Source organism: Microlunatus panaciterrae (assembly GCF_016907535.1).
In the GTDB taxonomy this organism is placed as follows: Bacteria; Actinomycetota; Actinomycetes; order Propionibacteriales; family Propionibacteriaceae; genus Microlunatus; species Microlunatus panaciterrae.
In genome coordinates this window covers 431,234-448,572 of the sequence record NZ_JAFBCF010000001.1, presented here as the reverse complement: position 1 = coordinate 448,572, position 17,339 = coordinate 431,234, and the positions used below count along the sequence as shown (strand labels likewise).

Annotated in this window: 13 protein-coding genes; 4 read left to right on the top strand and 9 right to left on the bottom strand. The window is 68.5% G+C overall.

Annotated features, from left to right (window positions below):
• Positions 1 to 73: 73 nt before the first annotated feature.
• Positions 74 to 2,860: a UPF0182 family membrane protein gene (locus tag JOE57_RS02025; RefSeq protein WP_338041388.1), complete on the top strand. Its 2,787-nt coding sequence runs from the start codon at positions 74 to 76 to the stop codon at positions 2,858 to 2,860.
• Between the two features lie 3 nt (positions 2,861 to 2,863).
• On the opposite strand, the gene JOE57_RS02020 is transcribed toward JOE57_RS02025, so the two are convergent.
• The 5 genes from JOE57_RS02020 to JOE57_RS02000 form a co-directional block, all read right to left on the bottom strand.
• Positions 2,864 to 4,234, bottom strand: coding sequence for a M16 family metallopeptidase (locus JOE57_RS02020; RefSeq protein ID WP_204916158.1), 1,371 nt, complete (start codon positions 4,232 to 4,234; stop codon positions 2,864 to 2,866).
• Positions 4,231 to 5,520 carry a M16 family metallopeptidase gene (locus JOE57_RS02015; protein WP_204916157.1) on the bottom strand — a complete coding sequence of 430 codons (1,290 nt, stop codon included), beginning with the start codon at positions 5,518 to 5,520 and terminating at the stop codon, positions 4,231 to 4,233. The genes JOE57_RS02020 and JOE57_RS02015 overlap by 4 nt, the downstream gene beginning before the upstream one ends.
• A 4-nt stretch (positions 5,521 to 5,524) precedes the next feature.
• The gene (locus JOE57_RS02010; protein ID WP_204916156.1) at positions 5,525 to 6,817 is read right to left on the bottom strand and encodes a uracil-xanthine permease family protein; all 1,293 of its coding nucleotides are present in this window, start codon (positions 6,815 to 6,817) and stop codon (positions 5,525 to 5,527) included.
• Between the two features lie 146 nt (positions 6,818 to 6,963).
• On the bottom strand, positions 6,964 to 7,536 hold the full coding sequence (locus JOE57_RS02005; protein ID WP_204916155.1) for a mismatch-specific DNA-glycosylase: 573 nt from the start codon (positions 7,534 to 7,536) through the stop codon (positions 6,964 to 6,966).
• Between the two features lie 804 nt (positions 7,537 to 8,340).
• Complete coding sequence (locus JOE57_RS02000) at positions 8,341 to 8,829, bottom strand: Fur family transcriptional regulator (RefSeq protein WP_338041106.1); 489 nt, start codon at positions 8,827 to 8,829, stop codon at positions 8,341 to 8,343.
• A gap of 118 nt (positions 8,830 to 8,947) precedes the next feature.
• Here JOE57_RS02000 and nicT point away from each other — a divergent pair, with 118 nt between their 5' ends.
• Positions 8,948 to 10,078: a Nickel transporter NicT gene (gene nicT / locus JOE57_RS01995; RefSeq protein ID WP_204916154.1), complete on the top strand. Its 1,131-nt coding sequence runs from the start codon at positions 8,948 to 8,950 to the stop codon at positions 10,076 to 10,078.
• Between the two features lie 23 nt (positions 10,079 to 10,101).
• On the opposite strand, the gene JOE57_RS01990 is transcribed toward nicT, so the two are convergent.
• The gene (locus tag JOE57_RS01990; protein ID WP_204916153.1) at positions 10,102 to 10,350 is read right to left on the bottom strand and encodes a hypothetical protein; all 249 of its coding nucleotides are present in this window, start codon (positions 10,348 to 10,350) and stop codon (positions 10,102 to 10,104) included.
• Between the two features lies 1 nt (position 10,351).
• Here JOE57_RS01990 and JOE57_RS01985 point away from each other — a divergent pair, with 1 nt between their 5' ends.
• Complete coding sequence (locus JOE57_RS01985) at positions 10,352 to 11,125, top strand: alkaline phosphatase family protein (protein WP_338041105.1); 774 nt, start codon at positions 10,352 to 10,354, stop codon at positions 11,123 to 11,125.
• 150 nt (positions 11,126 to 11,275) lie between these two features.
• Here the strand turns inward: JOE57_RS01985 and JOE57_RS01980 are convergent, their stop codons facing one another.
• Positions 11,276 to 12,565 carry a GNAT family N-acetyltransferase gene (locus JOE57_RS01980; RefSeq protein WP_204916152.1) on the bottom strand — a complete coding sequence of 430 codons (1,290 nt, stop codon included), beginning with the start codon at positions 12,563 to 12,565 and terminating at the stop codon, positions 11,276 to 11,278.
• Positions 12,558 to 14,822, bottom strand: a complete 2,265-nt coding sequence (locus JOE57_RS01975) for a hypothetical protein (RefSeq protein ID WP_204916151.1) — start codon at positions 14,820 to 14,822, stop codon at positions 12,558 to 12,560. Before JOE57_RS01975 ends, JOE57_RS01980 begins: the two co-directional genes overlap by 8 nt.
• 188 nt (positions 14,823 to 15,010) lie before the next feature.
• Here JOE57_RS01975 and JOE57_RS01970 point away from each other — a divergent pair, with 188 nt between their 5' ends.
• A complete protein-coding gene (locus tag JOE57_RS01970) occupies positions 15,011 to 16,048 on the top strand; it encodes a LacI family DNA-binding transcriptional regulator (protein WP_239578810.1) in 1,038 nt (345 codons plus the stop codon).
• 9 nt (positions 16,049 to 16,057) lie between these two features.
• On the opposite strand, the gene JOE57_RS01965 is transcribed toward JOE57_RS01970, so the two are convergent.
• Positions 16,058 to 17,284 carry a Gfo/Idh/MocA family protein gene (locus JOE57_RS01965; RefSeq protein WP_204916150.1) on the bottom strand — a complete coding sequence of 409 codons (1,227 nt, stop codon included), beginning with the start codon at positions 17,282 to 17,284 and terminating at the stop codon, positions 16,058 to 16,060.
• Positions 17,285 to 17,339 lie beyond the last annotated feature (55 nt).

The window sequence follows — 17,339 nt, the reverse complement described above, 5'->3', positions numbered from 1 at the left end:
TGAGGAGAACAACGACGTGAGTGGAAATACCGTCCGCGCAGTCCGACGGCGCGGCGCGATATTGCCTACCTTGGTGATCGCCGCGATCGCCGTGGTGATCTTCGCGGTCTTCACCAACCTGTGGACCGACCGACTCTGGTTCGCCTCGATGGGTTACGGGTCGGTGTTCTCCAAGATGCTCTGGACCCGGGTGGGCCTGTTCGTCGGGTTCGGGCTGCTGATGGCGACCGCGGTCGCAGCCAACACCGCCATCGCCTATCGGCTGCGGCCCAGCTTCCGGCTCGGCGGTCCCACCAGCCCGCTGCTGGAGCGGTACCGCGAGGTGCTCGAGTCCCGGTTCGTCTGGGTGATGATCGCCCTCGGCGTGGTCGTCGGGCTGTTCGCCGGCGGCGCTGCGGCCGGTCAGGTCTCCACCTATCTGGCCTGGCGCAACTCGACCCCGTTCGGGCAGGTGGACCCCAAGTTCGGTCTCGACATCTCCTTCTTCGTCTTCGACTACCCCTGGTGGCGGTTCACGCTGTCATTCCTGTTCACCGCACTGCTGTTCAGTGCCGTCGCAGCGGCGATCGTGCACTACGTGATGGGTGGGCTGCGGCTGTCGGCGCCGCGTCGGGGCGGCACCGCCGCAGCGCAGGCGCACCTGTCGATCCTGGTAGGCCTGGCGGTGCTGGTGAAGGCTGCGAGCTACTGGTTCGACCGGTACGGGCTGGAGGTCGCCAGCACCCCGATCTTCACGGGCCTGAACTACACCGCCGACCACGCCCAGGTGAACGCCAGGACGATCCTGGCCGTGATCGCCCTGCTGTGTGCGGTGATGTTCTTCGCCAATGCGGTGCTCCGGCGCTGGATGGTGCCCATGATCGGTCTGGTGTTGCTGATCGTGTCGGCCATCCTGCTCGGCGTCGCCTATCCCGGTGCGGTGCAGAACTTCAGCGTGAAGCCGGACGAGCCGGACAAGGAGCGGCCCTACATCGAGCGGAACATCGCCGCGACCCGGGCGGCCTACGCCGTCGAGGGCGTCAAGATCGAGGACTACTCGGCCAAGACGACCGCCACCGCCGGCCAGCTCCGCTCCGATGCCGAGGCGCTGCCCGGCATCCGGCTCATCGACCCCGCCGTCGTCGGGCCGGCCTACGAGCAGCTGCAGCAGGTGCGCGGCTACTACTCGTTCCCAGCGGTACTGGACGTGGACCGCTACACGATCAACGGCACCGAGACCGACGCGGTGGTGGCGGTCCGGGAGATGGACCACCGCGGTGTCGAGGGCCAGAACTGGAACAACCTGCACACCGTCTACACCCACGGCTATGGGTTGGTTGCCGCCTATGGGAACCGGCGCCAGTCCGGCGGTGAGCCGGAGTGGATCGCACGCGACATCCCGCCGACCGGTGCGATCGCCGAGCACGAGTCGAGGGTCTACTTCGGTGAGCTGCAGACCGACTACTCCGTCGTCGGGTCGCCGGCCGGGTCGCGCCCGATCGAGCTGGACACCCCCGGCGGCGGTCAGGGTGGCAACCCGAAGATGTACACCTACACCGGCCAGGGCGGGGTGCCGATCGGATCCGCCTGGCGGCGGTTGCTCTATGCCGCGAAGTTCGCCGACGTCAACCTGCTGCTGTCGGACCGGGTGAACTCGGCATCCAAGATCATCTACGACCGGACCCCGCGGGAGCGGGTGATGAAGGCGGCTCCGTGGCTGAAGGTCGACACCAACGCGTACCCGGCCGTGGTGGAGGGCAGGATCGTCTGGATCGTGGACGGCTACACCACCTCCAACTCCTACCCGAACAGCCAGCGGGTGTCGCTGGAGCGGTCCACCTCGGACGCCCAGACCAGCGTCGGCACCATCGCCGCCCAGCCCGACACCATGGTCAACTACATGCGCAACTCGGTGAAGGCTGTGGTGGACGCCTACGACGGGAGCGTCAAGCTCTACGCTTGGGACGAGCAGGACCCGGTGTTGAAGACCTGGAAGAAGGCCTTCCCGGGCGTGGTGCTGGACAAGTCGAAGATCTCCAAGGATCTGCTCAGCCACCTGCGTTACCCGGAGGACCTGTTCAAGGTCCAGCGCGAGATCCTGGCCAAGTACCACATGACCAACCCGAGCAACTGGTACCAGCAGACCGACCTGTGGCAGATCCCCACCGACCCGGTCGCCGGCACCGGCCGCAAGGAGGCCCCGCACTTCCTGTCGATCAAGTGGCCGGGTGACGAGAAGGCGATCTTCTCGCTGACCTCCGTCTTCGTCCCGAACCAACGGCAGAACCTGTCGGCCTATATGGCCGTGAACGCCGACGCCAGCAGCCCCGACTACGGGGAGCTGCGGATCCTCCGGATGTCCGACACCAGCCAGATCGACGGTCCGGGCCAGACCGCGAACGCGATGGTGACCAATGAGAAGGTCGCCGACCGGCTGAGGCCGTTCCTCAACCAGGGTTCGGCGAACGCCCAGTTCGGCAACCTGCTGACGCTGCCGATCGGCGGTGGTCTGCTCTACGTCCAGCCGGTCTACACCCAGCGCCAGGGCAGTGACGGTTCCTATCCCGCACTGCGCTTCGTGATGGTCCGCTTCGGCCAGGAGGTCGGGATCGGCGACACTCTGCAGCAGGCGCTTGACCAGGTCTTCAAGGGTGACTCGGGAGCCAGCACCGGTGAGCAGTCGAGCGGTGGGGGCGGTACGCCCCCGACGGGCGACGGCAAGGTCGACAACCCGGCCGCCACGAAGGCGCTGAAGGAGGCGCAGAGCGCCTTCGCTGCTGCGGACAAGGCGCTGAGCACCGGCGACCTGGCCCAGTACCAGGCCAAGATCAAGGAGGCGCAGGCCGCGGTCGAGCGGGCCCTGAAGGCTATGGGCGGCTAGTCGCTACCCGCGGCTGCCGTCCGGCGTCTCCACCACCAGGTCGGTGAACCCGGCGGCGCGGAGAGGCTCGGTGATCTGGTCCGCGTCGCCGACGACGACCAGGCTCAGCTCGTCCGGCCGGACCAGCGAGGCGTACGCGGCTGACGCCGACTCGGAGGTGACGGCTCGCTGGGCGGCGAGGCTGCGGTCGATGTAGTCCTCGGGCAGGGCGGCCAGGAACTGGGTTGCGGCCTGGTCGGCCACGCCGTCGGCGGTCGCGAAGCGCAGCGGGGAGACTCCGGTGAAGAAGGTGATCGCGTCGTCCACCTCCTGTGGGGTGAAGGGCCTGCCGGTGATGTCCAGCAGCTGCCGCGCTTCTTCGATGGCGTCGGCCACCACGTCGGTGCGGAACGAGCCCTGGACGGCGAAGCTGCCACCGGTGCGCATCGGCGAGAAGTTGAGACCGACGCCGTAGGTGTAGCCCTTCTCCTCGCGGAGCACCGCGTTCAGCCGGGACAGGAACGCCCCACCCATCGCATAGCTCGCCACCGAGATCGGTGCCCATCGCTCGTCGTTGCGGTCGATGCCGAACCCGCCGAACCTGATGTCCGCCTGGACCGCCCCGGGCCGGTGGATGATCTTGACCTGACGCGGTGCGGGCTGCGCGGTCAGATGCTGGGGGGTCTGCTGGTCGGGCAGCGCCCAGGAGCCGAGATACCTCTCGGCCAGGGCCAGCGGGTCGGCCGGAAGATCGCCGGCCATGATCAGCTTGGTGCCGACCGGACCGAAATGCTCCAGGTGGAAGCGCCGTACGGCAGCGCCGGTGATCTTGGCCACCGTCTCCGGCTCGCCGCCGTTCATCCGTGAGGTGCGCGACTCCGGGTCGAAGATCGTGCTGCGGAAGGCGATGCTGGCCTGCTGGGCGGAGTTCGCCTGGGCCTGCTCGATCTCGGCGAGCCGGAGCTGCACGTGCCTGTTCACGTCGTCGTCGGCCAGAGCCGGCTCGACCACCGCTTCGGCGAACAGTGCCAGTGCGGCCTCCAGGCGGGAGGCCGGCACATCGAGGATCGCCTGCAGGCCGGAGAGCGAGACGTCGATGCCGAAGCCGGCGCCCTCGTTCTCCAGCAGCTCGGCGTACTCCTCGCCGCCGTGACGCAGGCTGCCCTCGTCCAGCGTGCGGGCGCAGATGGTCGCCACGCCCTCCAGGTCGCGGTTCTCCGCGCTCAACGGGATGTCCAGCACGAGGTGCGCGGCGATGACGTGCTGACCCGGCAGGTGATAGCTGACCACCTCGAGCCCATTGTCGAGATAGCTGCGCGTCGGGGTGGGGAAGTGCCAGTCACCGGGAGCGCCGATCGGCGGCCGGGGCGGGAAGATCGTCTTCTCGGTGTTCATCGGCTCACCTGTCGATAGATCAGTGTTGCGCGCGTGCCGGTGTCGAACCACTCGCGGGTCGCCTCGGCTATGGCTGCGGGATCGATGGCGTCGATCTCGGCGATTCGGGTGTTGATCAAGGTCGGGTCGTTGTGCAGCAGGGTGTGCGCGCTGATCTCGTCGGCGCGCGAGTCGACTCGGGCCAGCTCGTGCAGCCAGTGCCGCTCGAACTGTGCCTTGGCCCGGCGGAGCTCGGTCTCGCTCGGACCGTCGGCGGCGAGCCGGTCGACCTCCACCAGCAGCGCCTCCTCCAGCCGCTCGAGGCTGACGCCGTCGCGGGCCCTCGCCTGGGCGAAGCCGAACGAGTTGCCGCCGATCAGGCCCATGGTGCTGGCCGAGGATGCCTCGGCGATCTCCTGCTGGCGGACCAGGGCCTTGTGCAGCCGAGAGGTCTGGCCGTGGCCCAGCACGGTGAAGGCCAGGTCGAGCGCGTCGAAGGTGGTGCTGCCGCGGGCCGGCAGCCGCCAGGTGAGGTAGACGGCCTCGGCCGGCACCTCCGCCGCCGTCTCGGCCCTGGGCAGGTCCGCCATCGGCGGCAGGACGTGGGTGGGCGGCTCCGGCGGCGGTGTGCCGGCGGGAACTGGGCCGAAGTAGGTGGCCGCCTTCGCCAGCCCGGTCGGCACGTCGACGTCGCCGACGATCGACAGCACCGCATTGTTGGGCATGTAGTGCTGCGTGAAGAAGGAGTGCACATCCTCCAGGGTGGCGGCGTTGAGGTCGTCCATCGATCCGATGGTGGTGTGCCCGTAGGGATGGTCCGTTGGGAAGGTCAGGCCGATCAGCCGTTCCATCACGTCGCCGTACGGCACGTTGTCGTACCGCTGCCGCTTCTCCTCCTTGACCACCTCGCGCTGGGTGTCGAGGTTCTCCTGGGTCAGTGCGGTGAGCAGGGTTCCCATCCGGTCCGCCTCCAGCCACAGGGCCAGGTCGAGACCTCCGGTGGGGAGTGCCTCGAAGTAGTTCGTGCGGTCGAACCAGGTGGTCGCATTGACCGCTGCTCCGGCTGACTGCATCAACGCGATGTGTTGTCCGGAGGCGACATTGGCCGACCCCTGGAACATGACGTGCTCGAAGAGGTGTGCGAAGCCGGTACGCCCCGGCTGCTCGTGTCGCGAGCCCACGTCGTACCAGAGGTTCACGGCCACCGACGGGGCCGCGTGGTCGGGGGAGATGACGACCCGGAGTCCATTGTCCAGCGTGTGCTGAGTGAGGGGGTAGGCGAGAGACTGCTGGCTGTCCGAGCTCATAGTGCTATCTCAACACAGTCGTTGCGGCCGAATCGGCGGTGGGTGCGGGTTCGGTTCCCCGCAGCCGGCCGATGCCGGTCATCAGGTGGTAGACGACGATGGCGGCGATCGAGCCGAGCGCGATGCCGGCGAAGGTGAGGCCGCCCAGCTTGAGGGTGAAGTCGGCGATGCCCATGATCAACGCCGTTGCTGCCGTGATCTGGTTGGCCGGCCGGGAGAAGTCCACCTTGTTGTCGAGCCAGATCCGCACCCCGATGATGCCGATCAATCCGTAGAGCACCGTCGTGACGCCTCCGATCACGCCCACCGGGACGGTGTTGATCACCGCGCCCACCTTGGGTGAGAGACCGAGCAGGATGGCGAAGCCACCGGCGACCCAGTACGCGGCGGTGGAGTAGACCCGGGTCGCCGCCATCACGCCGATGTTCTCGCCGTACGTCGTGGTGGGGGAGCCGCCTCCGATGCCGGCGATCACGGTGGCGATCCCGTCGGCGAACAATGCCCGACCGGTCAACGGGTCAAGGTTCTTGCCGGTCAGCTGGGCCACGCCCTTGACGTGGCCGACGTTCTCGGCGATCAGTACGACAACCACCGGGAGGAAGATCGGGATCACCGAGAGGTCCAGGCTCGGCGCGGTGAACTGGGGCAGTCCCACCCAGGCCGCGTCGGCCACCCGGGAGAAGTCGACCTGGCCGGTCAGCACCGCCGCCAGGTAGCCCACCAGTACCCCGAGCACGATCGACAGCCGGCCGAGCAGCCGCCTGAACAGCACGCTGCAGATGATCACCGCCAACAGGGTGATGGTCGCGATCCAGGGTTGTGCCGTGAAGTTGGTCTTGGCCGCCGGTGCCAGGCTGAAGCCGATCAGGGCGACGATCGCGCCGCTCACCACCGGCGGCATCAGTACGTCGATCCAGCGGGTGCCGGCGAGATGGACGACGACACCCACCAGGGCGAGCAGTGCGCCGACGACGATGACGCCGCCGAGGGCGCCACCCGGCGAGCTGGCAGCGCCGATCGGTGCCAGGAAGGCGAAGGACGAGCCGAGGTAGGACGGCAGCCGGTTGCCGGTGATGAGCAGGAACAGCAGCGTCCCGATGCCGGAGAAGAACAAGGTGGTGCTGGGTGGGAATCCGGTGATCAGCGGCACCAGGAAGGTGGCGCCGAACATGGCGACCACGTGCTGCATTCCCAGGCCGATGGTGTTGGGCCAGCTCAGCCGCTCGTCCGGTGCGACGATCTCCGAGGCGCTCAGGCTGCGGCCGTCGCCGTGCAACCGCCAACCGAACATGGACATGACTTCTCCGTCTCCGCAAGGGGTGGGGGCCAACGAGCACGACCCGCCCTGGGGACGGCCGGGCCGCGACGAGGGTACCGCGGACCGGCCCCGTGGCCGGAACCCGTCGCGGCTGATCACCCACCAACGGTGTCGCGGCTGACGGGTCAGGGTGACAGCGTCAACCCGGCTGCCAGGGCCGGGGCCGCGTAGGCGGCGGCCAGCGTCTGGGTCGTCTCGTGCGCATTGAGACCGCTCGGGTTGGGGACCACCCAGACCTCGGCCCCGGCCAGGTCCTCAGGCTGGCGACCCTGGGTTGCGGACCGGGCGCCGAACGCCGTCCGGTACGCCGTGATGCCGGCGACGGCGACCACCCGAGGGGACTGTTCGGCGACGAGCTGTTCGAGCCGCGTCCGGCCCTCGCGCAACTCAGCGGTGGTCAGCTCGTCGGCGCGGGCGGTGGCCCGGTGCACCAGGTTGGTGATCCCGATCCCCCTCGAGACCAGATAGCGGCGGTCCTCGTCGGTCATCCCGCAGGCGCGGTCGAGATCATGGTCGGTGATCCCCGCCATCCGCAGCGCCGGGTAGAACCGGTTGCCGGGGTGGGCGAAGTGGGTCTGGGTCGCGGCCGTCCACAGGCCGGGGTTGATGCCGACGAAGAGCAGCCGCAGCCCCGGCCCCAGCAGATCGGGCACCGACGCACCGCGGTAGCTCTCGAGCTCGGCTCGGGTGAATCCCATCGTCGGCGACGTCCTGTCTCTGCGGTCGGTGCGGCCGTACGGCATCGTATGCGACCTCCTCGACGTCGCGGCCGGTGCTCCTCAACTCCCCGCGGCCCCACTCCGCCCTCCCCGCCTTCCTGCCCGACCCTGCCCACCCCCGGCCGAAGCCGCCCGCCCCGCCCCGGCCCCTCTCCCGCCCCGGCACCTCTCTCGCCGTGTCGAAAACTCATCAGAACGCGACTTTTCCAGCCCGGATCGGCCCGATTCGCCTTCAGAACTCATCAGAACGCGACTTTTCGGGACTGGATCGTCTGATGGGGCGAGAACTCGACAGAACGCGAGTTTTCGAGGCCGGATCGGCCCGATTGCCGTTGAGAAGTCATCAGTACGCGACTTTTCGGGACTGGATCGTCTGATGGGGCGAGAACTCGACAGAACGCGAGTTTTCGAGGCCGGATCGGCCCGATTGCCGTTGAGAACTCATCAGTACGCGACTTTTCGGGACTGGATCGTCTGATGGGGCCGAGAACTCGACAGAACGCGAGTCTTCGAGGCCGGATCGGCCCGATTCGCGTTCAGCTGTCATCAGTACGCGACTTTTCACTCCGCGACTGGATGCTCACCAAGCTCAGGGCACGATCGGTAGCCCTTCGACAGGCTCAGGGCGCGGGTGAGGGGCCTTCCGGCAGGGTCCTTGCCCTTCGACAGGCTCAGGGCGCGTAGTCAGGCTCAGGGCGCGGGCGGTGGCCCTTCGACAGGCTCAGGGCGCGGGCGGTGGCCCTTCGACAGGCTCAGGGCGCGGGCGGTGGCCCTTCGACAGGCTCAGGGCACGTAGTCAGGGGAGCGGCGGCAGGTGGCGCAGGTCCCGAGGAGGGCGGCATGGCGGGGTGCCAGCTGGAAGTCGAGGTCGGCGCTGAGCTTCGCGACCAGGGGCTGGAGCAGTTCGGCCGGGATGTCGATCACCGCGCCGCAGGTGCTGCACTGCACATGAGCATGGCCGGTGGCGGCCGGGTCGAGATGCTGCCCCGATACGGTCAGGTGATAGACGGCGGCTGAGCCGCCGATGTGAGTATGGCTGACGATCTCCAGGTCTCCGAGGGTGGCCAGGGCACGGTAGACCGTGGCGCGATGGACGCCCGGAGCGCGGGCCGAGGCGAGATGCACGATCTCATCGGCGGTGAGATGGTCGTCGGTCCCGTCGAGGACCTCCAGCACCGCCTGGCGGGCCCGGGTGACGCGCTCGCCGCGTCCGCGCAGCAGACCCAGAGCAGCCTCGACCCGCAGACTCGATCGAGCGTGTGGTGTGCTCACCCGTCCATTGTGCCGTCACCGGCGGTGACCCGGCCGCGCGGGCCGGGTCCAGATGCGATAACGTCGCATCTGGTGGATCCCCAGCGGGAGCCCCGATCACCAGCCGAGCAGGGGAGTCATGGCCGTAACCGAGCTGGTCAGCCGAGACGGGGCGCGCTGGCGCCGCCTTCGACTCGCACTGACTGCGACCGAGTGGCGCTCCCTGGCCGGGATGGCCGGCTTCATCCTGCTGCTGCATGTGGTGGGTTGGGGCGTCCTTGCCGGCATCGTGGCGCCGCAGCACTACCAGGTCGGATCGGCCCAGGTCTTCGGCGTGGGCCTCGGCCTGACCGCGTACACCCTCGGCATGCGCCATGCGTTCGATGCCGACCACATCGCCGCCATCGACACCACGACGCGCAAGCTGATGTCTGAGGGCAGGCGTCCGCTGTCGGTCGGGTACTGGTTCTCTCTCGGCCACTCCAGCATCGTCTTCGGGCTCGTTCTGCTGCTGGCGCTGGGAATGCGGGCACTCGCCGGGCAGCTGGAGAACGGCTCGTCCAGGTTGCAGCAGGTGACGGGCCTGGTCGGCACGGCGATCTCCGGCACCTTCCTGTACGTCCTGGGCATCATTAACCTGATCATCCTGATCGGCATCGTCAAGGTGTTCCGGTCGATGCGGCGTGGCAGCTTCGACGAGGACGCTCTCGAGGACCAGTTGAACCGTCGAGGCCTGATCAACCGGATCCTGTCAGGGGCGACCAGGGCCGTCACCCGGCCCGGGCAGATGTATGGGATCGGGCTGCTCTTCGGCCTGGGGTTCGACACCGCCACCGAGGTCGGCCTGCTCGTCCTGGCCGGCGGCGCCGCCGCCTTCAGCCTGCCCTGGTACGCCGTCCTGACGCTGCCTATCCTCTTCGCGGCCGGCATGAGCCTGCTCGACACCATTGACGGCTGTTTCATGAACGTCGCCTACGGCTGGGCCTTCTCCACCCCGGTCCGCAAGGTGTACTACAACATCACCATCACCGGCCTCTCCGTCGCCGTCGCCTTGATTGTCGGCACCATCGAGCTCACCTCCATCGTCACCGACAGAGCAGGGATCAGCTCCGGCCCGCTCGCGCTGATCGGCAACCTGGACCTCAGCTACGTCGGCTACGGGATCGTCGCCCTGTTCGTGCTCACCTGGGGGTTGGCCCTCGCAGTCTGGAAGTACGCGCGAATCGAGGAGAAGTGGAGGCAGGACGTGCCGACTGCGCTCGCGGACTAGGTCGGTCGGCATACTGGGATGACCTACAGCCGACCCGGATGAGTGGAGGTGGACACCCTGCGTTGCTCGCCCGGCCGGCCCGTGACCCTCGCCGCACTGGCGCTGTTGCTGGTGTCCGCCTGCGCAGGCCCGTCGTCCGGTGACACGACCACACCGTCCGCGTCGGCCCGGTCCACTGCCTCCGCCACGAGTTCGTCGGTCCCCTCGACCCCGTCGTCAACTGCCAGCGTGTCGGCATCACCGTCGGCCGCCGGCGCCTCGCCTGCCGGCAACGTGACCAAGCTGCTGGTCTTCGTCGAGGAGAACCACACCCTGCAGCAGATGCAGGACCGGATGCCCTACACCTTCGGCATCGCCCAGCGGTTCGGCTACGCCACCGACTACCACGCCCTGCTGCACCCGTCGCTGCCCAACTACATCGCGATCGCCGGTGGGGATTCTCACGGCATCACCGACGACGGGCCGCCGTCGGCCCACCCAGTGCCTGGAACCTCGGTCTTCGGGCAGGCCATCGCCAGCGGTCGGACCGCCGCCGTCTTCGCCGAAGGGATGCCGAGCCACTGTGCGACGACGAACGGGGGCGAACGGTATGCGGTCAAGCACAACCCGTGGGCGTACTTCGCGGATGAGGCTGATCTCTGCCGGACGTTCGATGTCCCGGTCAGCGACCTCGATGCGGCGATCTCAGCCGGCACCCTGCCGAACGCCGGAATGGTGGTCCCCGACACCTGTCATGACGCCCATGACTGCGACCTCTCGGTCGCGGACGACTGGTTCAGGTGCTACCTGGAGAAGATCTTCGCCGGTCCTGACTGGCAGTCCGGTCATCTCGCCGTCATCCTGACCGCGGACGAGGACGACCGCTCCGCCGACAACAAGGTGCTGACGGTGGTCATCCATCCGAGTCAGCACGGCCATGTCGTCGGCACGAGGCTGGACCACTATGCGCTGACCCGGCTGTACGAGGACGTCGTGCAGGCGCCCCACCTGAAGAATGCAGAGGGGGCCGCCTCGATGTCCGATGCCTTCGGATTGCCGTTGCGCTAGGAACACCCTCGCGGAGGTGCCCCGGCGCACGGGCCCCCGGGTAGAGCCTCGTGGTGCAGTGGATACCTGGCGTCTCCGACGACGGTCTGGGGGTTTTCCCCATTGACGGCGGTGGTGGCTCTGGATGCGCTGGCCGAGCCGATCATCGAGTCAGAAATGCGTGTCGTTGTACGGGGCCCGAATGGAGCCGAAGAGCAGGCCCAGCCGGGCCGCGACCGCCGGTGAGGTGCACTGGATCCTCCCTGCCCGCTCCAGGGTGGCAGCGGGATATCCGCCCAGGAACGCCGATGCCAGGGCGCTGACATCCAGCGTTGCGTCGACCGGCCCGTCCGGGTCCACTCTGGTGACCTGCACGCCGTCGCCGCCCGGGACGATGCGGTAGGCGCCGTCGCAGAACTCCAGCTCGTCGCGCACTCGCAGCGTGATCGGATCGCCGGTCACGTCCTGCAGGCGCTCGCGCAGGCAGACCTCCGGATCGAGAACCCGCAGCCAGAGGCCGTCCTGCTCGCCGACGACCCGGACCGCGCGCCGGTCGGTCAGCGCCCACGGGAGCGGGTCGTCCGGCGCCAGGTGCCCGTGTCGGATGAGGTCGGCCTGGGTGTGCGAGGTGAGGAAGCCCCACAGTCCGAGGTGGGCGTCGGTGGACAGAGCCACGATGTCGACGATCTCGATCTTGAGCGGACGCTGTTGCCAGCCCAGGAACTTGAAGGTGACGTAGCCGTCCGGATCGCCGTTCTCGCCGAAATGCACCGCGCCGCGCACCGCTGGGTCACGATCCGGCGCGTCCTCGGCCCACAGGCCGCAGACCTTGGGGGCATGCGACCAGAGCCGCTGCACCGAGCCGATGGTGGCTCGGTGGAACTCGTCGTACACCAGCGGAACCAGCTCGCAGAGGACATCTGGATCTGCCACCGCCACAGTGCCCGTCGGTGGGCTGGTGAACGTCACCCGTCGCACGTCCACCTCGACCTGGAGGGTGCGCGTCGCCGGGCCGAACCCGTACCGTCCATAGAGACCGGCATCGGCTGCATACAGTGCCGCCACCGGCACGCCGTCCGCGGCCGCCTGCCTCAGGTCCTCCAGCACCATCCGGCGCAGCAGACCCTGTCCACGATGGGTCGGCAGCACCGTCACATCGGCGACCAGCTGGGCAGGAACGGTCCGCCCCGCGCCGACGTTCAAGGACTTGCGCAGCGTGGCGTACGTCGCCACGGGCCGGTCCGGCCCCCAGCCCGGCGGGTGTGCCGAATGATCATGGATGGCGGTCAACACCCGGGCGTCCTGGCGAAACGACTCGACGGTTCTGGCGGCATGCTCGGGGCTGGGCGGGTCAGCGAGGAAGCCGAGCGCCTTGGACTGCAGCCAGGCCAGGGTCTGGGCATCAGCGGATCCATCCGGGTTGCAGCCCGCACTGAAGCGACGCAGCGAGACCTCAGTCATGATCACGATCGAGGGTGAGGGTCAGCCTGGCCCAACCACCCCCCGGCAGGCTCAGCCGGATCCCGTGGCCCTCGTCGACTCGGCGGCGGACTGCACTCTCTCCGGGAGGTGACACCTCGAGCGTCCCCGTTCTGCCGTCGGCGAGGCACGGGAAGTTGATCTCACTGCTCACCGCTGCGGCAGTGCTGTTGTAGGCAAGGAAGGTGAGCCGGGTGGGTGCCGACGTGGTGCCGCCGCGGTAGGAGTCGGTGTTGACCACCATCACCTCACTGTGGTCGGCCCCGGCGAGCGCGTCCCACAACAGGTGGGCACGGAAGGTGAAGCCGGCGCCATAGATCTCCTGCCCGAGGAAGCCCGCGTCGTTCGGCCCCTCCAGGATGGGGACGTCCTCGAACGGGATGTAGCCGACCGGCATCGGCCCGTACATGTCGGGCGAGCACACCGGCATGAACGACTGGTTGGTGCGGCGAGCGTAATCGAGGATGCGCAGGCTGTCGGACGGGTCGTCCTCGGTGCCGGCAGCGGTCGCCAGTCGGGCAGCCACCTCGATGTTCTCGAAGAAGGCCGGGTAGCCGATGTTGGCGCAGGCCAGGAACATGCCGAGGTGGCGCGAGAGCGCCGTCCGCGGGGAGGTGTTGTCGTTGTACCAGTACATCATCCGCAGCGTCTGGGCCCGGAAGTACTCTCGTGCCCGCTCCCACTCCTGATCACCGGTCAAGGTGCAGAGCCGGTCGGCCGCATCCAGTGCGTGGGCGACCAGGAAGACCTCCTGCAGCGCCGCGTCGATCGGGACGTGCGCGAGGGCACGAAGCGCCCGCTCGGCCTCGTGCTGATAGCTGCGCTCGCCGGTCGCCGCGGCGACGTCGAGCATCAGCAGGGCGAACGTGCCCGCCACCGGATAGGCCGGTCCCGGGCCCACCGCGGTCAGCGACGCCTTGTCGAACTGCAGCGGAAACAGGTAGGCCACGGTGTGGGCCATCGGCACCAGTACCGTGTCGATCTCGTTCTGGATGAGCTTCTGCAGCTCGTCGTCCTCCGTGCCCTCGAACAGCCGCCACACCTCCGCCAGCAGATAGACGTACTGCCAGGTGCCCATGAAGAGCGGCTGGTCGGTGCGACCGCTGAGAATCGCACAGTGTGGTCTGCGCACCTCGGCGGTGATGAAGGCCCGCAGCCGGCTGCGGAGCTCGGGATACGGGTCGCCGGCCAACGATCGGGCGAGGTCATCCAACGGATCGAGAGCCCACAGGGCTGCCTCCAGACAGGGTCCGTCGCCGTCGTACGTCCGACCGCGTGCGGCGACGGTCACGGCCCAGGCATCGGAGTGACCATCCACGTAGGAGCGCAGGTACTCACCCGTATCATCTCTTCCCCAGCAGTGCTCGTCGTCCATCAGATCCACGGCGCAGCCGTCGGCCAGCTCCCGCCAGCTGGTGGCCCGCTCGGGCCAGTACCCGTTGATGGGCGGCAGCAGGGCAAGGCAGTCGGACACCAGCGCTGTCAGGGCGTCCTGCTCACGCGGTGGGGTCGGTTCGTCGGAGAGGTGCTGCACGGAGACGTACCAGGAGAAGACCTGGCTGCCGGCGGGGAACCGCTGACCGCCCTGCGCCTCCGCCAGCAAACCGATCTCCGCCGCGGGATGACCATGGTCGAGCCGCCGCAGCCCGCAGCGGTACCCCTGGAACCGCTTGATCGTCTCGGGCCCCATCCAGCTCATCGGGCTCATATCGAAGAACATCTGGAACTTCGCCTTGAGATAGGGGTCGTAGTAGTACAGCGCCGGGAAATCGTTGCCCCGACCCTCGTTGTTCCACTGGGTGGGGTTCTGCACCAGGGTCTTGAACCAGACATGGTCACCACGCTCGTACGGAGGCAGCGGCCCCAGGTCGAGGGCGATCTGCGGCTCGACGGCACCGCTTGTTCCGATGGGGAACCCGGCCGACTCGACGATCACGACCCAGTGGAACCAGCTGGTGCCGGACACGGGCTCGACCAGGCCGCGCCAGGAGTAGCTGCGCCCATCGGCCAGCTCCTTCGTCCCGGACAGGGTGAGCACGTCACCCTCGAGGTCGACGTTCTCTGGCCGCAGTCCGAACGTGGGCCCGCTGATGAGCGCATTGTGCTCCGCGGTCACCCGGCGCCAGTCCAGGGTGTCCTGGACCTCGAGGTGGTAGCCGAACCCGTCCACACCGCGCTGGAACACCACTCGTCCGCCGCCGGCCTCGAGCCGAGTCGAAGCCTCTGGGGGAGTGTTCATGATGCCGCCTCGCCTCTATCTGGGTGATCATCTTCAGCCGAAACGTTTCGGTTCTCGGCGACTCTAGTTGCGTGAATCCGCCGGGGTCAACAGTGATCCCTGCTCGTCATTTACCCTTTGCTCCAGCAGCAGTGGCCGATACGGTCTCGTATCCGGTCGTGCGCGGTGGTGGGCCTGACCTGCGGGCCATGGGTGAGTGGAGACAGCTGATGGGCAAGCGCGTGACGATCGCCGACGTCGCCAGGGAGGCGGGCGTCTCGATCAGCTCTGTGTCCGTCGCCCTCAACGGTGGTCCCGGCGTGTCCGAGGAGACCCGGGCGCGGATCGCTGAGGTGGCCCGGAGCACCGGCTGGGTGCCCTCGGTCCGCGGACGCAGCCTGTCCGGCAATCGTGCCTTCGCTCTCGGGCTGGTGCTGCAGCGGAAACCGGAGGTGCTCGAGGCCGACCCGTTCTTCGCCGGGTTCATCGGCGGAGTCGAGTCGATCCTGGAAAGGCGTGACTTCGCGTTGGTGCTGCAGTTGGCGTCCAGCCGCTCAGGCATGATCGACCGCTGTCGGCGGCTGGCCCTGGCCCGTCGGATCGACGGGATGTTCCTCACCGACATCCGGCTGCGCGATCCACGGATCCCGTTACTGGCCATGCTCGGACTGCCGACGGTGGCGATCAACGCCGGGCCCGGGTGCCCTTTCCCGACAGTGCGACAGGACCCGGAGCCGGGCATGCGCGACCTGATGGCCCATCTGGTGGGGCTGGGGCATCGGCGGATCGCCCACGTGAGCGGCGGCAAGGGCATGATCCATTCGGCTCAGCGACTGAAGGCCTGGCGGCGGGGTCTGGATGCCGCAGGGCTGCCGCACGGCCCGGTGGTTCAGGGCGACTTCACCTCCGAGGGAGGGTCGCGGGCAGCCGACGAGCTGCTCAGCCTCCCGGAGCCACCGACGGCAGTCGTCTGCGCGAACGACCTGACGGCCATCGGCTTCATCGCCCGGGCGACCGAGATCGGCTTCCATGTGCCGCACCAGGTCTCGGTCACAGGCTATGACGGCATCCAGCTCGGCTCCTTCATGCGGCCACCGCTCACCACGCTGCTGACGTCGCCGCACGGACTCGGCCGGGCGGCGGCCGGACTGCTGCTCGACCTGATCGACGGCAAGCCCGTCACCGACGTCGAGATCCAGCCGGCGTCACTCATCATCCGGGGGTCGACGGCCGCCCCACCTGCGTGAACGGTTCTGCTAGACACGGACCTGGACGGTTGTCCCCGTCTCGAGTGCACGGGTGCCGGCGACAGCGACCCGGACCGCCGCGGCACCCGCCTCAACACCGGCTCGCGGTTGCCCGCCGGTCCGCGCACAGGTGGCCAGATCGCTGAGGGCGGCCCGGACGCTCTCGGAGTAGACCCGCAGATGCGCCGCCGGCCCGCCGAGGTCGATCGTGGCCGTCACCCGGTGCGGAGCCCGGAAGTCCTGGTCCCGCGAGTGTGTCGCCGCCTCGGCGGCGTCGCGCTGCACCCGCACAGTGACCGTCTCCGTTCCCTGAAGCCGGCCGCCAGGAACGTCGAGCAACTGGTGGAGGCGTGCCGGCAGCCTCTCGTACTCCTGCGCGGCCTGGTCGTCGACCCAGCCGTCGATCTCGGCCAGGAGGGGGATCCAGCCGTGGATCCGGAGCTGGGTGAGCCCACAGTCCAGCCGCATCAGCTGGCGTTCCGCCCGGCTGGCGTGGCTGAAGCCGTGCGCATGGGTGGCCAGCACCCCGTTGGAGTGCCTGACCGTGGCCACCACGGTGTCCACCCGGCCGTCGGCGCGCCGGTAGCCCATGGTCTGCACCTCTGCTGCCGGAGCGTCGGCGAGCGCTGCCGCGACATCGAAGAAGTGGACGCCGTGCTCGAGCAGGATGCCACCGCTGAGCTCCGGATCCCAGAACCAGTGTTCGGCCGGCAGGAACTCGTCTGCCGCATCGTTCTCGAAGCTGAACCGCTGCAGCTGCCCGACCAGCCCTTCGTCGCGCAACCTCTGGACGGCGACGATGATCGGGTTGTACCTGATCACGTGGTCCACCACATAGGCGCAGCCCGACGTCCTGGCCGCCGTGCTGACCCGACGGGTGTCCTCGAGGCTCAGCGCCATCGGCTTCTCGGAGAAGACGTGACGGCCCGCATTGAGGGCGCTGACGGCCAGTGCGGCGTGGGTACTGGGTGGGGTGGCGATAACCACCGCCTGCACCGCCGGATCGGCCAGCAGGGTGGTCAGGTCGGCAGCCACAGCGGCCCCAGTCGAGACCGCGAGGCGCTCGGCCCTGGCCGGGTCCTCGTCGGTCACAGCCACGACCCGCAGGTCGGGCAGCTGGGCTGCGGCATCGCCGACGAAGGTGCCGAAGCCGCCGGCACCGACGACCCCCAGCCCGAGCGGGCACTCAGCCGGCCCGTCCTGAGCCGGTTCCGGGTGTGGTTCAGCCGGGGTCATGTCGGGCCTCTCGACGTCGGTGGGGGAGGTGCTGCGAGCCGGTGCATTGACCGGC